19 protein-coding genes are annotated in these 16113 nt (G+C 40.1%); 13 read left to right on the forward strand and 6 right to left on the reverse strand.

The window, feature by feature from the left end; genetic code table 11:
• Positions 1-109: 109 nt before the first annotated feature.
• Positions 110-301: a YjcZ family sporulation protein gene (locus AAZR19_RS02590; protein WP_029706718.1), complete on the reverse strand. Its 192-nt coding sequence runs from the start codon at positions 299-301 to the stop codon at positions 110-112.
• A 233-nt stretch (positions 302-534) separates the two neighbouring features.
• Between AAZR19_RS02590 and AAZR19_RS02595 the strand changes: the two genes are divergently transcribed.
• The 5 genes from AAZR19_RS02595 (at position 535) to lpdA (ending at position 6772) form a co-directional block, all read left to right on the forward strand.
• Positions 535-1203 carry a YkyA family protein gene (locus AAZR19_RS02595; protein WP_041108850.1) on the forward strand — a complete coding sequence of 223 codons (669 nt, stop codon included), beginning with the start codon at positions 535-537 and terminating at the stop codon, positions 1201-1203.
• A 607-nt stretch (positions 1204-1810) separates the two neighbouring features.
• The gene (gene pdhA / locus AAZR19_RS02600) at positions 1811-2926 is read left to right on the forward strand and encodes a pyruvate dehydrogenase (acetyl-transferring) E1 component subunit alpha (RefSeq protein WP_024424754.1); all 1116 of its coding nucleotides are present in this window, start codon (positions 1811-1813) and stop codon (positions 2924-2926) included.
• A gap of 3 nt (positions 2927-2929) precedes the next feature.
• The gene (gene pdhB / locus AAZR19_RS02605; protein ID WP_012009824.1) at positions 2930-3907 is read left to right on the forward strand and encodes a pyruvate dehydrogenase complex E1 component subunit beta; all 978 of its coding nucleotides are present in this window, start codon (positions 2930-2932) and stop codon (positions 3905-3907) included.
• Between the two features lie 107 nt (positions 3908-4014).
• Complete coding sequence (locus AAZR19_RS02610) at positions 4015-5355, forward strand: dihydrolipoamide acetyltransferase family protein (protein WP_041108852.1); 1341 nt, start codon at positions 4015-4017, stop codon at positions 5353-5355.
• Between the two features lie 4 nt (positions 5356-5359).
• A complete protein-coding gene (gene lpdA, locus AAZR19_RS02615) occupies positions 5360-6772 on the forward strand; it encodes a dihydrolipoyl dehydrogenase (RefSeq protein WP_024426892.1) in 1413 nt (470 codons plus the stop codon).
• A gap of 127 nt (positions 6773-6899) precedes the next feature.
• Here the strand turns inward: lpdA and AAZR19_RS02620 are convergent, their stop codons facing one another.
• Positions 6900-7280: a hypothetical protein gene (locus tag AAZR19_RS02620; RefSeq protein WP_226014930.1), complete on the reverse strand. Its 381-nt coding sequence runs from the start codon at positions 7278-7280 to the stop codon at positions 6900-6902.
• A 316-nt stretch (positions 7281-7596) separates the two neighbouring features.
• Here AAZR19_RS02620 and AAZR19_RS02625 point away from each other — a divergent pair, with 316 nt between their 5' ends.
• Positions 7597-7716 (forward strand): GapA-binding peptide SR1P, encoded by a 120-nt coding sequence (locus tag AAZR19_RS02625; protein ID WP_003212464.1) that lies wholly within the window; start codon positions 7597-7599, stop codon positions 7714-7716.
• Positions 7717-7759: 43 nt separating this feature from the next.
• On the opposite strand, the gene AAZR19_RS02630 is transcribed toward AAZR19_RS02625, so the two are convergent.
• A complete protein-coding gene (locus AAZR19_RS02630) occupies positions 7760-9232 on the reverse strand; it encodes an aminotransferase class I/II-fold pyridoxal phosphate-dependent enzyme (RefSeq protein WP_087975682.1) in 1473 nt (490 codons plus the stop codon).
• A gap of 190 nt (positions 9233-9422) precedes the next feature.
• Here AAZR19_RS02630 and AAZR19_RS02635 point away from each other — a divergent pair, with 190 nt between their 5' ends.
• Positions 9423-9692: a UPF0223 family protein gene (locus AAZR19_RS02635; RefSeq protein ID WP_041108858.1), complete on the forward strand. Its 270-nt coding sequence runs from the start codon at positions 9423-9425 to the stop codon at positions 9690-9692.
• A 27-nt stretch (positions 9693-9719) separates the two neighbouring features.
• Here AAZR19_RS02635 and AAZR19_RS02640 read toward each other — a convergent pair whose 3' ends face one another.
• Positions 9720-10355, reverse strand: a complete 636-nt coding sequence (locus tag AAZR19_RS02640; protein ID WP_024426894.1) for a DUF1054 domain-containing protein — start codon at positions 10353-10355, stop codon at positions 9720-9722.
• 287 nt (positions 10356-10642) lie between these two features.
• Here AAZR19_RS02640 and AAZR19_RS02645 point away from each other — a divergent pair, with 287 nt between their 5' ends.
• From AAZR19_RS02645 to AAZR19_RS02670, 6 genes are all read left to right on the forward strand, one after another.
• On the forward strand, positions 10643-10831 hold the full coding sequence (locus AAZR19_RS02645; RefSeq protein ID WP_024424761.1) for a hypothetical protein: 189 nt from the start codon (positions 10643-10645) through the stop codon (positions 10829-10831).
• A 132-nt stretch (positions 10832-10963) separates the two neighbouring features.
• Positions 10964-11770, forward strand: a complete 807-nt coding sequence (locus tag AAZR19_RS02650) for an inositol monophosphatase family protein (RefSeq protein WP_024426895.1) — start codon at positions 10964-10966, stop codon at positions 11768-11770.
• Between the two features lie 111 nt (positions 11771-11881).
• The gene (locus tag AAZR19_RS02655) at positions 11882-13813 is read left to right on the forward strand and encodes a hypothetical protein (protein WP_041108862.1); all 1932 of its coding nucleotides are present in this window, start codon (positions 11882-11884) and stop codon (positions 13811-13813) included.
• A complete protein-coding gene (locus AAZR19_RS02660) occupies positions 13803-14066 on the forward strand; it encodes a hypothetical protein (RefSeq protein ID WP_041108864.1) in 264 nt (87 codons plus the stop codon). Before AAZR19_RS02655 ends, AAZR19_RS02660 begins: the two co-directional genes overlap by 11 nt.
• Complete coding sequence (locus AAZR19_RS02665) at positions 14066-14584, forward strand: sigma-70 family RNA polymerase sigma factor (protein WP_041109739.1); 519 nt, start codon at positions 14066-14068, stop codon at positions 14582-14584. The genes AAZR19_RS02660 and AAZR19_RS02665 overlap by 1 nt, the downstream gene beginning before the upstream one ends.
• Positions 14581-14877: an anti-sigma factor family protein gene (locus AAZR19_RS02670; RefSeq protein ID WP_041108866.1), complete on the forward strand. Its 297-nt coding sequence runs from the start codon at positions 14581-14583 to the stop codon at positions 14875-14877. Before AAZR19_RS02665 ends, AAZR19_RS02670 begins: the two co-directional genes overlap by 4 nt.
• Before the next feature lie 42 nt (positions 14878-14919).
• On the opposite strand, the gene AAZR19_RS02675 is transcribed toward AAZR19_RS02670, so the two are convergent.
• On the reverse strand, positions 14920-15555 hold the full coding sequence (locus AAZR19_RS02675; protein WP_041108868.1) for a hypothetical protein: 636 nt from the start codon (positions 15553-15555) through the stop codon (positions 14920-14922).
• A 275-nt stretch (positions 15556-15830) separates the two neighbouring features.
• Positions 15831-16010: a DUF5325 family protein gene (locus AAZR19_RS02680; RefSeq protein ID WP_024424767.1), complete on the reverse strand. Its 180-nt coding sequence runs from the start codon at positions 16008-16010 to the stop codon at positions 15831-15833.
• Between the last annotated feature and the right edge of the window lie 103 nt (positions 16011-16113).

Raw genomic sequence — 16113 nt, forward strand, 5'->3', positions numbered from 1 at the left:
AACTTCACTCCTATTTCCTTTGTATGTAAAGTATATAAAATGATACACAACATATGCAATGAAATAAAGAAGACCGGTCCTATGAGACCGGTCAGAGGCTTAAACAGCCTTAGCAGCAGCCACCGCCGCCTAAGAATGCTGCGCCAACAATAATTAATAGGATGAAAAGCACAACGATTAAAGCGAATGTACGTCCGCCGCCGTATCCGCATCCGTATCCACCGCCATAACTTGGGTAACAACAGCCGCCGCCATATCCACCACCGAAACCATATCCGTAACCGCCGTATCCACCATACATACTTCCATGACTATAATTAGACATACTTTTGACCTCCTTTGGAAATACACTTGGCCTCTCATAAGTGAAGGCGAAGCGTGTAATATAAACTATGTATGAATGCACTATTTGTATAGTCATGCGCCTATTGCTTGAAAAAAATCTTCTCCGCCTCATTTGACTGACCTCTTTCCTTGTCACAAACGTCTATAAAAATTATAGTGGTATGTGGAGATGTAAAGGGGGACCTTGTCATGAGACAGATGAAAAGAAGCATGAAAGCAGGTGCTGCTTTAGCGGGGATATGTACCCTTTTGCTGACAGGGTGCGGAGGTCAAAGTCCATTCAATGATATGCAGGACGCAATGACGAAAATGAGTGAAAAAGAAGCATCCTTCGAAAAAGAGCAAGGTACACTGCAAAGCTATGAAGAAAAAGAGCAGAAGCTGTATAAAAAAATGATTCAAACAACAAAGGACCATACAAAAACAGTGGCAAGCCTTTCTGATCAGGCGTTAGCATCGGCAGCACAAAGAGAAGAACATTTAAAGACAGAAAAAGACAGTATGGATGAATCGAAAAAAGAATTGAAAACGGTAAAGGAATCTGCCGCACGATTGCAAGATGCGGAGTTAAAAGAGAAAGCAGATCAAACGGTCAAATCGATTGAGAAACGATATGCGTCATATGATCAGCTTTACAAGGAGTATCAAAAGGCGCTGAAACAAGATCAGCATTTGTATCAATCTTTGAAGAAAAAGGATCTCGGATATGAAGAGCTGAAGTCAAAGCTGAAGACCGTGAATCGTTCATATAGCAAAGTCAGAAAAGAAAGTAAGAAGTTCAATCGATATACAGATCAATTGAATGATCATAAAAAGGCTTTGTATAATGCAGCAGATCAAGGGTCGAAAAAGAGCTGAAAAACAGCTCTTTCAGCGTGTAGACAAACCCTCGCATTCGTTGTCAGTTCTGTGCTCCGGTGCTCACGAATGTCAAATTCGCTCCGCTCCGGTACTCGTCCTTCCTAGACTGCAAAGGTTTTCTATCACGCTGAAAAGAAGACAAAGGGTTAAAATAAAGATCATTTTAGCCCTTTGTCAACAATCTGAAAGAGCTGAAAAACAGCTCTTTTTTTATTTTTCGACAAAAACAAACATTTTCTATTGTAGTACAGCAGTGCACTCTATACTAGTACAGATTAGGTTGTTTGTTAAACAGATTGATACAGTTCACCATAAAAAGTAAAGCGAATACATTTATTTAAATAAAGCCGTTAAATCAATTGACGGACTATTTTTCTTGTTGTAAACTATTCCTTGTTAACAGAAGTTGTATTAGTTTTTTGTGAACTATCGTTAATACAGTTAGAAGGGCTCAAAAACGATTGGTCAACCAATGTTTCGACAACGATCTTAGTGGCTATTATATACAGGAGTCATATGCGTATTTTGGGTTATCCTATATCTGTATGTATAAATGGATTCACGACAAATGGACTGTTAAAAGAAAGGAAGAGGTGACTTTAGAATGGCTGCAAAAACAAAAAAAGCAATTGTTGATAGCAAAAAGCAATTTGATGCCATCAAAAAGCAGTTTGAAACGTTTCAAATTTTAAACGAAAAAGGCGAAGTCGTAAACGAAGCGGCAATGCCGGATCTTTCAGATGACCAATTAAAAGAATTAATGCGCCGTATGGTGTTTACACGAGTATTAGATCAACGTTCAATTTCATTGAACCGTCAAGGACGTCTTGGCTTCTATGCGCCAACAGCTGGACAAGAGGCTTCTCAGCTTGCAACTCACTTTGCACTTGAGAAAGAAGATTTCATTCTTCCAGGATATCGTGACGTACCACAATTAATCTGGCATGGTCTTCCGCTAACAAAAGCATTCTTGTTCTCTCGCGGACACTTTGTTGGTAACCAAATGCCTGAAGATGTGAATGCACTTTCACCGCAAATCATTATCGGTGCTCAAATCATTCAAGCTGCTGGTGTAGCTCTTGGTTTGAAAAAGCGCGGTAAAAAAGCTGTTGCAATCACTTACACTGGTGACGGTGGAGCTTCACAAGGTGATTTCTACGAAGGTATTAACTTTGCAGGGGCTTACAAAGCGCCAGCGATTTTTGTTGTCCAAAACAACAGATATGCGATCTCTACACCTGTTGAAAAGCAGTCTGCTGCACAAACAATTGCACAAAAAGCTGCTGCAGCTGGTATCGTAGGCGTACAAGTTGACGGTATGGATGCATTAGCTGTTTATGCAGCAACTGCTGAAGCTCGTGAGCGCGCTGTAAATGGTGAAGGTCCAACATTAATCGAAACTCTTACATTCCGTTACGGCCCACATACAATGGCTGGTGACGATCCAACAAGATATCGTACAAAAGAAGATGAAAACGAGTGGGAGCAAAAAGATCCATTGGTACGCTACCGCAAATTCTTGGAAAACAAAGGTCTATGGTCTGAAGAAGAAGAGAATAAAGTGATCGAAGATGCAAAAGAACAAATCAAACAAGCGATCAAAGAAGCTGACGAACAGCCTAAGCAAAAAGTCACTGACTTGATTGAAAACATGTACGATGTAAAACCATTCAACTTAGTTGAACAGCTTGAAATTTACAAACAGAAGGAGTCGAAGTAAGCCATGGCGCAAATGACAATGATTCAAGCGATCACTGATGCGTTACGCACAGAACTGAAAAATGACGAAAACGTTCTCGTTTTCGGAGAAGACGTTGGTAAAAACGGCGGCGTATTCCGTGCGACTGAAGGATTGCAAAAAGAGTTTGGTGAGGATCGTGTATTCGATACTCCACTTGCTGAATCTGGTATTGGCGGTCTTGCTATTGGCCTTGGACTACAAGAATTCCGCCCGGTAATGGAAATTCAATTCTTCGGATTCGTTTACGAAGTATTAGATTCTGTTTCTGGACAAATGGCTCGTATGCGTTACCGTTCTGGCGGACGCTGGCATTCTCCAGTGACAATCCGTTCTCCATTCGGCGGGGGAGTTCACACACCTGAGCTTCACGCTGACAGCTTAGAAGGTCTTATCGCACAACAGCCTGGTATCAAGGTTGTTATTCCTTCAACACCTTACGATGCAAAAGGACTTTTAATTTCTGCAATTCGTGACAACGATCCTGTAGTGTTCCTTGAGCATATGAAACTTTATCGTTCTTTCCGTCAGGAAGTTCCTGAAGAAGAGTACACAATTGAAATCGGTAAAGCTGACGTGAAACGTGAAGGTTCTGACCTATCAATCATCACTTACGGTGCAATGGTTCACGAATCACTAAAAGCTGCTGAAGAGCTAGAAAAAGAAGGCGTTTCTGCTGAGGTTATCGACCTTCGCACAGTAAGCCCGCTTGATATTGAAACAATCATCGCTTCTGTTGAAAAAACAGGCCGTGCGATCGTTGTTCAAGAAGCACAAAAACAAGCTGGTATTGCTGCAAACGTAGTAGCTGAAATCAATGACAGAGCGATCCTTAGCTTGGAAGCACCAGTACTTCGTGTAGCTGCACCTGATACTGTATTTGCTTTCTCTCAAGCAGAGAGCGTATGGCTTCCAAACCATAAAGACGTACTTGAAACAGCGAAGAAAGTTCTTGAATTTTAATTAAATGACAGAGGGGAAAAGAATTTATTTCTCTTCCCCTTTATCAATTACATGACCGTGTAAATATACACAACAAGGGTTCAACAAAATCTAGGAGGCGAAAAACAGTGGCATTTGAATTTAAACTTCCGGACATCGGAGAAGGTATCCACGAAGGTGAGATCGTTAAGTGGTTTGTTAAACCAAACGACGAAATTAATGAAGATGACGTTTTAGCAGAGGTACAAAATGATAAAGCAGTGGTAGAAATTCCTTCACCTGTTAAAGGAAAAGTATTAGAATTAAAAGTTGAAGAGGGAACAGTTGCAACTGTAGGACAAACAATCATTACGTTTGATGCACCTGGTTACGAAAATCTTCAATTTAAAGGCAGCGAAGAAGAAGGCGAAGCAAAAACTGAAGCTCAAGTACAAGGTACTGCTGAAGCTGGTAACGAGCCAGAAAAGAAAGAAGTAGCACAAGAAGAAGCGGCAGCAGCAACTGGTGCAGGCGCACAAGAGCAAGTAGACGCTGATCCAAACAAACGCGTGATCGCTATGCCATCTGTACGTAAATATGCTCGCGAAAAAGGCGTTGAAATTTACAAAGTTGCAGGTTCTGGTAAAAACGGCCGTGTATTAAAAGAAGATATCGACAGCTTCGTTAATGGTGATTCTGCAGCTCAAGAAGCAGCACCTCAAGCAGCTGAAAGTGCGAAAGAAGAAGCAGCTCCTAAAGCGGCAGCAGCTCCAGTTCTTGAAGGAGAATTCCCAGAAACTCGCGAGAAAATGAGCGGAATCCGCAAAGCAATCGCAAAAGCAATGGTGAACTCTAAGCATACAGCTCCTCACGTAACATTAATGGATGAAGTTGATGTAACAAACCTTGTTGCACATCGTAAACAATTCAAACAAGTTGCAGCTGATCAAGGAATCAAGTTAACTTACTTGCCTTACGTTGTAAAAGCTCTAACTTCTGCTTTGAAAAAGTACCCAGTACTTAACACTTCTATCGATGATAAAACAGATGAAGTTGTTCAAAAGCATTACTACAATATCGGAATTGCAGCTGACACTGAAAAAGGCCTGCTCGTTCCAGTTGTAAAAAATGCAGATCGCAAAGCGATTTTCGAAGTATCTAACGAAATCAATGAGCTTGCAACAAAAGCACGTGATGGTAAATTGGCTCCAGCTGAAATGAAAGGTGCATCTTGCACAATCACAAACATCGGTTCTGCTGGTGGACAATGGTTTACTCCAGTCATCAACCACCCAGAAGTAGCGATTCTTGGTATTGGCCGTATCGCTGAAAAAGCGGTTGTTCGTGATGGCGAAATCGTTGCAGCTCCAGTCTTAGCTCTTTCCCTAAGCTTTGACCACCGTATGATTGACGGAGCTACTGCGCAAAATGCCCTTAACCACATCAAGCGTTTATTGAATGATCCACAATTAATTTTAATGGAGGCGTAATGTCATGGTAGTAGGAGATTTCCCAATCGAAACAGATACTCTTGTCATCGGTGCAGGTCCTGGTGGATATGTAGCTGCTATTCGTGCTGCACAGCTTGGACAAAAAGTAACAATCGTTGAAAAAGGAACACTTGGCGGTGTATGTCTAAACGTCGGCTGTATCCCTTCAAAAGCATTAATCAATGCTGGCCATCGTTTTGAAAATGCTAAGCATTCTGAAGACATGGGTATCAAAGCTGAAAACGTAACAGTTGATTTCACAAAAGTTCAAGAGTGGAAAGCTTCTGTTGTTAATAAGTTAACAGGTGGAGTTCAAGGTCTTCTTAAAGGAAATAAAGTAGACATCGTCAAAGGTGAAGCTTATTTCGTAGACAGCAACTCTGTACGTGTAATGGATGATAATTCAGCACAGACTTACACTTTCAAAAATGCAATTCTTGCAACTGGATCTCGTCCAATTGAATTGCCTACTTTTAAATACACAGACCGCGTGATCAACTCAACTGGTGCTTTAGCGCTTAAAGAAGTACCTAAAAAGTTAGTTGTCATCGGTGGTGGATACATCGGTACTGAGCTTGGTACTGCTTACGCAAACTTTGGAACAGAAGTTGTGATCCTTGAAGGTGGAGACGAAATCCTTCCAGGTTTCGAAAAGCAAATGAGCTCATTGGTTAAACGTAACCTGAAGAAAAAAGGAAACGTTGAAATCCATACAAACGCTCTTGCAAAAGGCGTTGAAGAAAAATCTGATGGTGTCACTGTTACGTTCGAAGTAAAAGGCGAAGAAAAAACAGTTGATGCGGATTACGTACTTGTGACTGTTGGTCGTCGTCCAAACACGGATGAGCTTGGTCTTGAGCAAGTTGGTGTTGAATTGACTGACCGCGGAGTTGTCAAAACAGACAAACAATGCCGTACAAGCGTATCTAACATCTATGCAATTGGTGACATCGTTGATGGACCACCACTTGCTCACAAAGCTTCTTACGAAGGTAAAATTGCAGCTGAAGCAATCGCTGGAGAGCCAGCTGAAATTGATTACCTTGGTATTCCTGCTGTTGTATTCTCTGAGCCAGAACTTGCAACTGTTGGATACACTGAAGCAGAAGCGAAAGCAGAAGGAATCGAAATCGTTGCAGCGAAATTCCCATTCGCAGCGAACGGACGTGCACTTTCTCTTGATGCAACTGATGGCTTCATGAAAATGATCACTCGTAAAGAGGATGGTCTAGTGATCGGTGCTCAAATCGCAGGTGTTGGCGCTTCTGATATGATTTCAGAGCTTAGCCTTGCAATCGAAGCTGGAGTGACTGCTGAAGATATCGCTATGACAATTCACGCTCACCCAACATTAGGGGAAATTACAATGGAAACGGCTGAAGTAGCAATCGGAAGCCCAATCCACATCGTAAAATAATGAAACCTATGAAACCCTCTCCTTGATGGAGAGGGTTTTTTTGGCGCCCTGAACACCATATGAAAAACCCCTCATGTGGTGAGGGGTTTTTTCATATGGATATATATAAGTGCAAGGTTAAATATCATTAGTTTGTATTGACGCGGTCTAAAGCATGACATAAAGGCGATAAGATCTCCTGTTTACTGCGGACATTTCCTTCCACCTTCACGATCACTTTTTCATCATTGACAAGTAAAATAGCCGGTAATTCGTCCACTTCATTTTTCCAGCCTTTACGATCTTCTTTTACAATCATTTTTGACATTTCCTTAGGGTATTCATTTTTTAAATCGAGGACTGCATCATAATAAGGGCTTTCTTTATCAAGGTTTTCTGCATCAGTAAAAAAGAGAATTCTCGGTTTTTGAATATGACGGACTTGGTCGGTCTGATTCGGTATGATATACGCTAATGAGCATGAACTAAGTACAAAGAGCATGGGGAATATAATGAGAAGTGTCCTCATAAAATTCAATCTATTCACCTCAAAATCATTTGGGGTTGTCCCAACATTTTTAGGAGCTTGTTCCCTGTTAGTCACTCTAGTTTATCATGTCCCTTTTGACAATTTTCGATTGTTACTCAATTGTTACAGAATTGATATGAAGCAAAATACAATTGAAACGTTCCCTCAATATGATAAGAAAAAAGCACATATTTATAAAAAATGATTAAATGTGTCATACAATTAACCGTTGACAACTTAAATGTGACATCATATTATAGAAATAAGAAATAGATCAAACGCTTTCAAACTATGAATGAAGAAAAGGGGAATGTACGTGGGTACAATTATTTGTCAAGATTGCAATGAAACCATTGATCAATTTGAAAATGAAAAAGTGACAACGCTATACGGAACGTGTGGTCACTGTCATTGCTGTGATGAAGCCTCTGAATAAATAAAAAAGCATGCAGCTCCATTTGGGGCTGCATGTTTCTTTTTTATAAAATTGGTTTTTGTTCCTTAATCACACGGATCATTTCAAGCGTTGAATCTTCAGGTCCTTGGACAGGGAGACCAATTTCAATATTTTTAAAGATATACGATATATTTTCTTCTGTGATAATTTCACCTGGTATAAAAATCGGAATACCTGGCGGATATACCATCACAAACTCTGCGATAATGCGGCCGACTGCTTCCTTAAACGGAACGACTTCCGTTGTAGCGTAAAAGGCGTCACGCGGCGTCATAGCAAGCGATGGGATCTCAGGCAGCAGCACTTCCGTTACCGGTTGTTTGCCGCCCTCACAAGTAGAGGCTGCGGCAATTTCCTGCATCGCCGTCACGAGCGTATCAATTGTCTCATCTGAATCGCCAGGGGTGACGATACATAAAATGTTGTACAGGTCAGAGAGCTCTACTTCAATTCGGTAACTTTCTCTCAGCCATTTTTCGACATCATGTCCGTTTAACCCAAGGTCTTTAATAGAGATAATTAATTTCGTTGGGTCATAATCGTAAGTGGAAGCTGAACCGAGTACTTCCTTGCCAATGCAGGTAATGCCGTCAATTTGATTCAAGCGGTTTCTCGCTGATTCAGCCAAACGAATGGCTTCATCAGCTAGTGCCTTACCTTCAGTGGCTAATCGTTTTCGAGCGACATCAAGTGACGCTAAGAGCAAATAAGAAGTGGACGTTGTCGTCAGCATACTCAAAATCGATTGCACGCGGTCTTTTGAAACAAGCCCTTCCTTCATATTTAAAATAGAGCTCTGCGTAAGAGAGCCGCCGAGTTTATGGACACTTGTTGCTGCCATGTCGGCACCTGCCTGCATCGCAGAGAGGGGAAGCTCATCATGAAAATGTATATGCACACCGTGTGCTTCATCGACAAGGACAGGCACATCAAATGAATGGGCAATGTCTACGATTGATTTTAAGTCTGCTGAAATACCAAAATACGTTGGATTAATGACAAGCAAACCTTTCGCATCTGGATGCTCAGTGAGCGCCTTTTTGGCTGATTCAGGTGTAATGCCGTGAGAAATGCCAAGCTCTTTGTCTATTTCTGGGTGAATAAAAACAGGAACTGCGCCAGAAAATACAATCGCGGACATAATTGATTTATGGACATTACGCGGAACGATAATTTTATCTCCAGGTCCGCATACCGTCATCACCATTGTCATGATGGCTCCGCTTGTGCCTTGAATGGAGAAAAACGTATGATCAGCACCGAAGGCTTCAGCAGCAAGCTCCTGAGCTTCTTTTATCATCCCTCGAGGTGAATGTAAATCATCGAGAGGTTCTATATTAATGAGGTCAATGCTTAATGCATTGTCGCCAATGAATGCTCTAAATTCAGGATCCATTCCGGCTCCTTTTTTATGGCCTGGAATGTGAAATTGGACTGGATTGGTTGCTGCGTGTTTTTTTAGTCCAGTATATAAGGGTGTATCATGTTGTGACAATTGCTTTCCCACCTTCATCGAAATACCTGCTATTATTGTGCCAATTACAGCAGATTTCATTGCATAAAACAAAAGAATTATATTATGAACTGATCGGAATGTAAAGCATAAAATCAATCGGTTTCTGATCAAACAGATGCTATAATAAAAGTTCAAATTAGAAATGAGTGTTAAAGTGAGGGACAAGTAAATGGAATATCAATATCCAATGGATGTCGACTGGACGACAGAGGAAAAAATTGCGGTCATTTCATTTTTTCAGGCTGTTGAAAAAGCCTATGAAAAAGGAACTGCGAAGCAGGAGTTATTAGATGCTTATAAACGATTTAAAGAGGTTGTACCCTCAAAAGCAGAGGAAAAAACGCATTGTGCGGCGTTTGAAAAGGGAAGCGGGTATTCCCCTTATCGTGCAGTGAAAACCGCAAGAGAGGCAGAAGAGACAGCCGTTATACGCATGTGAAAAACGAGCCTATAAGGGCTCGTTTTTTTATACAGATTCTTTCTGTGTGAAGCGGTATAGATACGTCAGCGTGCGGAAGGCATTTTCGATTTTCGATAGGAATTCTTCATTATTCATTTGAACGACTTCCTCTCTAGGCAGCTGGATGCCGCATAGAAGCTCGGCTTTCTTCACTGTTTGAACACGTTCAAACAGCGTTTTCAGCTGTTCGGAATCTAGTTCGCTGTGACGCATGACATCTGGTTTCATATGATCTTTAGACCAAACAAAATCTTGCGGTATTTTCTGCTGGATGGTGTCTAGCTCTTTTTCAAATAACTGGCCGTACTCACCTTTCACTGGAGATTCATAAATGAGCGCAAACCAGACAAAGACATGTGTTTTCCAAAGCCCAATTTGAAAATGAGGGAGTTTTTTATATCCGCGCTTACTGTTTGCAAAAGCAACCCATGTATCATTTGGCGGGTTGACAGATCTTCTAGCATGCTTTGCGACGTGTACAAACATTTCGTCTCCTGTAATAGAAGAAAGAAGTGGTGCAAAATGTTCGCCAAGTGCCTCAAGCTTTGGACGGACTCTTTCTTTTAATACAGTCATTCGTTCATCTAAACCATCAACTGTGAATGTTTCAAAATCTTCATCTCTAAAACGCATTTCACTCATGTTATGCCTCCTGTATCTTTTCGCTGATCATATTTTATCATAGCTTGGGTCAAGCTCAAAAAAAGATGCACCGTCAGATAAAAGATTGTAAAGGGCGTGGTGCAGCGTTTAAAACCTTTCATTTTGTGGTACATCATTAATAGGTAAAGACACAATTTTCAGAATGTCGTTGCGGTTATGCGATCGCTTCATACGATATAAGCAAGAACCATTTCTCTTATCGATTGAATTTTTTATCAATGAAAACTGACAAGGAATGAATCATTCTCTGGAAGGGGCGTTGACCAATGAAGCAAATCGTGAAGCAGGGGTATAGACAGGAGAAGAAAAATCGCATCGCTGTGTGGAGATTAGAGGTTGATTATGAGCTTTCTACGCTTCATGAAGCCATCGAACAAAAAGATGACATCCAAATCGAACGCAGCAAACGAAAGCTTGAGCGCCTAAGAAAAGAATGGGAGCAGCTTCAAGGGTAAAACAGGGGAGGTAAAAACGAACCAATTCATCGGTTCGTTTTTGTATGAAGCTGCTTTTTTCTTGCTTTTACGTACATAATATCAGTATGCTATTACAAATAGGTCCTACATAGAAAAGAGGTTTACAATCTGATGACAAACTGGGTGGAAATTGACCGTCTTGCAAAGCTCTGGGTAAAAGAAGCAGGGAGCCGTATTAAAGCGTCCATGCAGGAAGGTCTATCAATTGAAACAAAATCAAATCCAAATGATCTAGTCACGAATATCGATAAAGAAACAGAACGTTTTTTTATTGAAAAAATACAGTCGACATTTTCAGATCATCACATTTTAGGAGAAGAGGGACAAGGGGAAGAGGTGACCTCACTCGATGGAATTGTGTGGATCATTGATCCGATCGATGGCACAATGAACTTTGTCCATCAAAAACGCAACTTTGCCATTTCAATCGGGATATTTGAAAATGGTGTGGGGAAAATCGGTCTTATTTATGACGTCATTCATGACGAGCTCTACCATGCCATTAAAGGAGAAGGAGCCTATATGAACGATATCCTGCTCCCTCCATTAAAAGATGTGGAGATTGAAAAAGCCATTGTGGGTATTAATCCGACATGGGCGATTGAAAGCCCTTATTTTGACGCCAAACCATTTGCCCGTCTTGTGCGTGACGTGAGAGGGACACGAACGATTGGATCAGCTGCCCTTGAGCTTGCTTATATTGCAAGCGGCAGAAGTGACGCATATGTCACCTTAAGGCTCGCGCCGTGGGATTATGCAGCTGGCTGCGTACTGCTTGATGAAGTAGGGGCCGTTTACTCAAATATTCACGGAGAACGTCTTACGTTCCTAGACAAAAACAGTATAGTGGCTGGAAATCGATCCATTTGTGAAAAAATCTTGCATGATTACATAAAAGGAAGCGGAAATAAAAAATAAACGACATCACTTCATGAGAATGAAGTGATTTTTTGTTTTTCCTGAAACTTTTTGGTAAGGCGAATGTCTATACGAATGAGGCCTTAATTTCATGTAAAGGATTGTGTATCAATGTTTGATTTGTTTAGTGATTTATCGCTCCATTTTGAAAGGTATTTTATTTTAAATGAGTACAGTATCCACATCATTCAATGGTGTGTACTTGGACTATTTGTCCTGTTCGTGACACTCCCCATATGGAAAGAAAAGAGGAGTAGTTATGTATTCTATGCTGGTATCGTATTAAGAATCGTTCTGCTTGGCGGGATGACAGTTGAAATGGTCCACCAAGTCCTAGCTAGACAGTATACGATCGAAACATTTGAAGTGCTGACAGATTTCATGCAATTTCTCATTTATGGGTATGTCTTGCTTGCATCACTGTACTATGTGATTACTCTTCCTTATTTAAAAAATAAAGGTATGTTCTTTGTTTTTGATTTATCTGTATTACTTCTGCCTTTATGTCAAACAGTGTTTATTGTGTTTGCTGAAAGCAAAAAGTTCTTTCTTAGCGGTGATACGGGGCTAGTATGGAGAGATATGATCACCATTTTGGCTATGGCTTGCTTTGCCGCTTTGTTGCTGCACCTTTTCTTTCGCTTGTTTTGGCGTCAAAAGTGGAAGGAATTGCTTTTGTTCTATGGCTTGATTTTCGCAGCCTTGCTTTATATATTTTATCCTTCTATCTCGAAGCATGAGCTCCAATCTTCATTTAAATCGATTGTCATTTTAGCGGCAGCAGCAGGAAGCTTTATGACGATTGATTTGTTATCTGCTTTACTACGGGACAAGCTGAGATTAAGGCAGTGGGGTGCTGGTTGTATAACTGTCTTTTTTCTGCTGTTACTCAACCCGGTTGTCAATATTCCTCATACCATGTTCCAATTTACCAAAACGGAACTGGTAGATACTTTTTCACAAGAATATCGCCCTTTATCAGCAGTAAGTTCAAAAGCATTCGCTTCAAAATTTGTACCAGAAGATCAATCGCTTTATTTAAATGCTAGTCATCAGCCTATCCCATATCATTACGTGTTTGCAGATGATCAGTATGAAGTGAATATATCTGCGTTTACAGGTGAATTAAGCGGATATTCTTATCGAGGTCGTGTAGAGGGAAAGGGGCTGACCGATAAAGAATATAGGAAAAAAACCATTGAATTTTTCGAAAAAAGCGGGCGGTCAATCGATCTACATCGCATTCAATTGGCTGTACAAAAAAAAGACGGAGAGACGAATGTTCTTCTTCTGCCAAAAATGTCTCAGAATGAACGTGACAGCTTTGCGTTTGCCACTTGGAAAAAAGGGACCCTTCGACAAGCGCAATACGAAAACGCCATCTTTCAATTAAAGGATATAGACGGAATCCATCTAACAGAAACGGAGATAAAAAACAGGATCAACAGTATTTATAAACATTTAAATCTAGAGCCGCCAGCCTATCAAATCACAGGCATTGATGAATTTTATTTTAATTGGCAGCATGAAGTGAGGGTCACAACTAAAGATCAATCGGAGTTTCTGTTTAATGGCTCAACAAAAGAAGTTATCAGCTTTAAGCTGTCAAAAGCGTTTCTTCAACAGAAAAAAGGGAACGTCAGCGATGAAGATTTGTTAAAAATCATAGGGAAAAAGCCAAAAGACATAAGAAAAGAAACAGGCACTAGTGAAAGCAAACAATTTACATTTAACCACTCCTCTCATGTCATCAATCTATTTAAAGGGGATGATGGAATTGAGTTGAGAGTGCAATCGCAATCAGCTTCTTCTATCCCGCACGCAGTATCTAATCAAGATCGGGAAGACGTCTATCAGCAAGTACTTAAGAGGTATAAACCATCTACGATCTATAAAAAGCAAATAAAACCTGTGAGGATGATCGACAAAGAAGGGAATATCGACATTTCATGGCTTGTCATCATACAAACCTTCGGATCAAATGAGCATAAAATCTATGAAGTGAATGGACGAACAAAAGAGGTGCATCGTTTTGACAGATAAAGAAAAACAAGCCATCTTTCAAGACTTATATGAACTGTATCAAGAAGGGGATCTGGGAGGCGAGGCAGCCAGCTGGATGAAGGCACACGAACAGCAATTTCAGCAAGTGGTCGCGGGTAAAAAGCAGTCTTCAGCGCCGATGGAAAGTCAGAATGACTATGACGATTTAAAACGCATGAAAGGGTTTATTTACTCGTTATACTTCTTTTTTATCGTTTTATCGATTTGGATGACTGTGTGGTTTTATTTTTGATGTCCAGACCAGCAGACCAAATTGAAAAAATCTATGAAGAATATTTTCAGGAAATCACTAAATATTTATATCGCCGGACGGGAAATATGGAAACGGCCAAGGACCTTGCACAGGACGTATTTATGAAGGCACTGCATGGGTTGTCCTCCTTTAAGGGACATTCTAGTATGAAAACATGGCTTTATACCATTGCGTATCACACATTTGTGAATGATTATCGCCGAAAAATAAAATGGACTTTTACAAACGTAGAGGAAATAGATTTCTTAGAGCAGCAGTCGTTCACAACACCAGAAGATTACATCGAAACACAAGCTGACATCGAAAGGCTGTGGCATCATATTCATCAGCTGAAGGATTCATATCGGGAGGTCCTCATTTTAAGAGATATTCAAGAATTGTCATATGAAGAAGTAGCTGAAATTTTGAATTGGACTTTATCTAAAGTCAAAACAACCCTTCATCGAGCCAGATTAGAGCTGAAGCGAATGCTACATTGTGAGGAGTTCAATAAATGAGCTGTTATTTGATTGAAGAATTGTTACCACTTTATATAGAGGGGGACACGAGTGCAGAAACAAATAAAATTGTTGCAGATCACATACAATCCTGCGAGAGCTGCCGTCACCTTTATCACGAAATGAAAGAGCCAATAATCCTTATACAGACTCCTGATCTCGTGCCATATATAGATGAAAAGGAAGAAAAAAGAAAATTTGAAAAGCGCTACTATGGCAAGCTGCTATATCGAGCAAGTATCGCGTTTTGTATAGGATACGTCATGATGATCATTCTTTATTGGCTGAAATAAAAAACCCCCATCTGGATGAACCAGGTGGGGGTTTTTCTGAGCTTAGCTTAATTTTTCTTTCGCAATTTGAACTGCATCATAGAACACTTTTAATTGCTCTTGAGGAATTTTCTTAAGCATTTGGTTGAAAACAAGTAATTCAGTAGAGCTGAATCCAAGACCTTTTGCGATTTTTGAATCAATCACAACGTTTCCTTTTTTGTCTAGAACAAGGGCATCGCCAGCAAGATCAGCAATTCTGATCACTGATTTGAAAAGCTTTTCGAATTTAGCCGCTTCTTCTTTTGTAAGACCAAGTTCAACAGCTTTTGCTGCATCAAAAACCAATTTTCCTTTTTCGTTTTTAGTGATGCTTTCACTGAAAACGATTGTAAGAACAGCTGCGCGATCTAAGAATTTCTCAGCAGTCGCCGCTTCTTCTTCAGTTAGTCCGAGCTCAACAGCTTTTTTCACATCAAATGTGTAGTTGTTGTCTTCCTCAACAAATGAATTGATGAGAATGTTGATGACACGCTCGTTTTTCTCCAATAATTCTTTAATGATTTGCTGCTGTTCAAAAGGAATTCCTTTGAAAGTTGCAGCGCTTGCTTGCCCAGGAGCTACTGTTGTGAAAGTAAGAATGATAGCTAAAGCGAAAAATACAACAGAGCTGAGCGATTTGCTCAAAAACTTCTTCATGCTTCTTTTCTCTCCCTTTTCTGTTAAATTTTGTTGCAAGAAAAGCATACCATGAGAAACTTTGTGGAAGAATAGGAAAATTGTAACTTTATGTTTGATTTTGGAGAACTATAAAAGTTCTTGTCGATAAATAGAGGGGTTCAGATTGCTTACTTTTGTCAATTCTTCAAGATACGTTCCGTCTGAAAAATGGAGCTTTCATAGGTGATTTGTCTTGTTTTTACTCAAAATAAAAAGCCTTCTACATATAGAATGTAAAAGGCTTTTAACTAATTTTATGATTGCACGTTTAATTTTCTTTTTAATGTAAATCCTGTACCCATGAAAATCATGGCGAACACGATACTTAAACATATGCCCAGTATGTTTTTTTCTGCAAGAGATACCCCAATAAACGCCATACTGACAACTGCAAGTAATGCACATAATAATAGAAGCCATTTGATTTGTTTCATTTGTCTTCATCCCTTTTTTTAGAGTTAATATAAGTTTACAGAAAAACGATCGGCATTTAAAGGGGATTGTGATATAATATGAAAGTTATCTAATTATTTTAGG

It is taken from the genome of Bacillus sp. Je.9.29.b (genome assembly GCF_051129925.1).
Classification (GTDB): Bacteria; Bacillota; Bacilli; order Bacillales; family Bacillaceae; genus Bacillus; species Bacillus safensis.

Coding starts and splice junctions, on each gene's coding strand:
- AAZR19_RS02620 (WP_226014930.1), bottom strand. CDS start 7,280: ATGAGGACACTTCTCATTATATTCCCCATGCTCTTTGTACTTAGTTCA.
- AAZR19_RS02635 (WP_041108858.1), top strand. CDS start 9,423: ATGGAATATCAATATCCAATGGATGTCGACTGGACGACAGAGGAAAAA.
- AAZR19_RS02670 (WP_041108866.1), top strand. CDS start 14,581: ATGAGCTGTTATTTGATTGAAGAATTGTTACCACTTTATATAGAGGGG.
- AAZR19_RS02665 (WP_041109739.1), top strand. CDS start 14,066: ATGTCCAGACCAGCAGACCAAATTGAAAAAATCTATGAAGAATATTTT.
- pdhA (WP_024424754.1), top strand. CDS start 1,811: ATGGCTGCAAAAACAAAAAAAGCAATTGTTGATAGCAAAAAGCAATTT.
- AAZR19_RS02680 (WP_024424767.1), bottom strand. CDS start 16,010: ATGAAACAAATCAAATGGCTTCTATTATTATGTGCATTACTTGCAGTT.
- AAZR19_RS02655 (WP_041108862.1), top strand. CDS start 11,882: ATGTTTGATTTGTTTAGTGATTTATCGCTCCATTTTGAAAGGTATTTT.
- AAZR19_RS02650 (WP_024426895.1), top strand. CDS start 10,964: ATGACAAACTGGGTGGAAATTGACCGTCTTGCAAAGCTCTGGGTAAAA.
- AAZR19_RS02675 (WP_041108868.1), bottom strand. CDS start 15,555: ATGAAGAAGTTTTTGAGCAAATCGCTCAGCTCTGTTGTATTTTTCGCT.
- AAZR19_RS02645 (WP_024424761.1), top strand. CDS start 10,643: ATGAAGCAAATCGTGAAGCAGGGGTATAGACAGGAGAAGAAAAATCGC.
- lpdA (WP_024426892.1), top strand. CDS start 5,360: ATGGTAGTAGGAGATTTCCCAATCGAAACAGATACTCTTGTCATCGGT.
- pdhB (WP_012009824.1), top strand. CDS start 2,930: ATGGCGCAAATGACAATGATTCAAGCGATCACTGATGCGTTACGCACA.
- AAZR19_RS02590 (WP_029706718.1), bottom strand. CDS start 301: ATGTATGGTGGATACGGCGGTTACGGATATGGTTTCGGTGGTGGATAT.
- AAZR19_RS02595 (WP_041108850.1), top strand. CDS start 535: ATGAGACAGATGAAAAGAAGCATGAAAGCAGGTGCTGCTTTAGCGGGG.
- AAZR19_RS02640 (WP_024426894.1), bottom strand. CDS start 10,355: ATGAGTGAAATGCGTTTTAGAGATGAAGATTTTGAAACATTCACAGTT.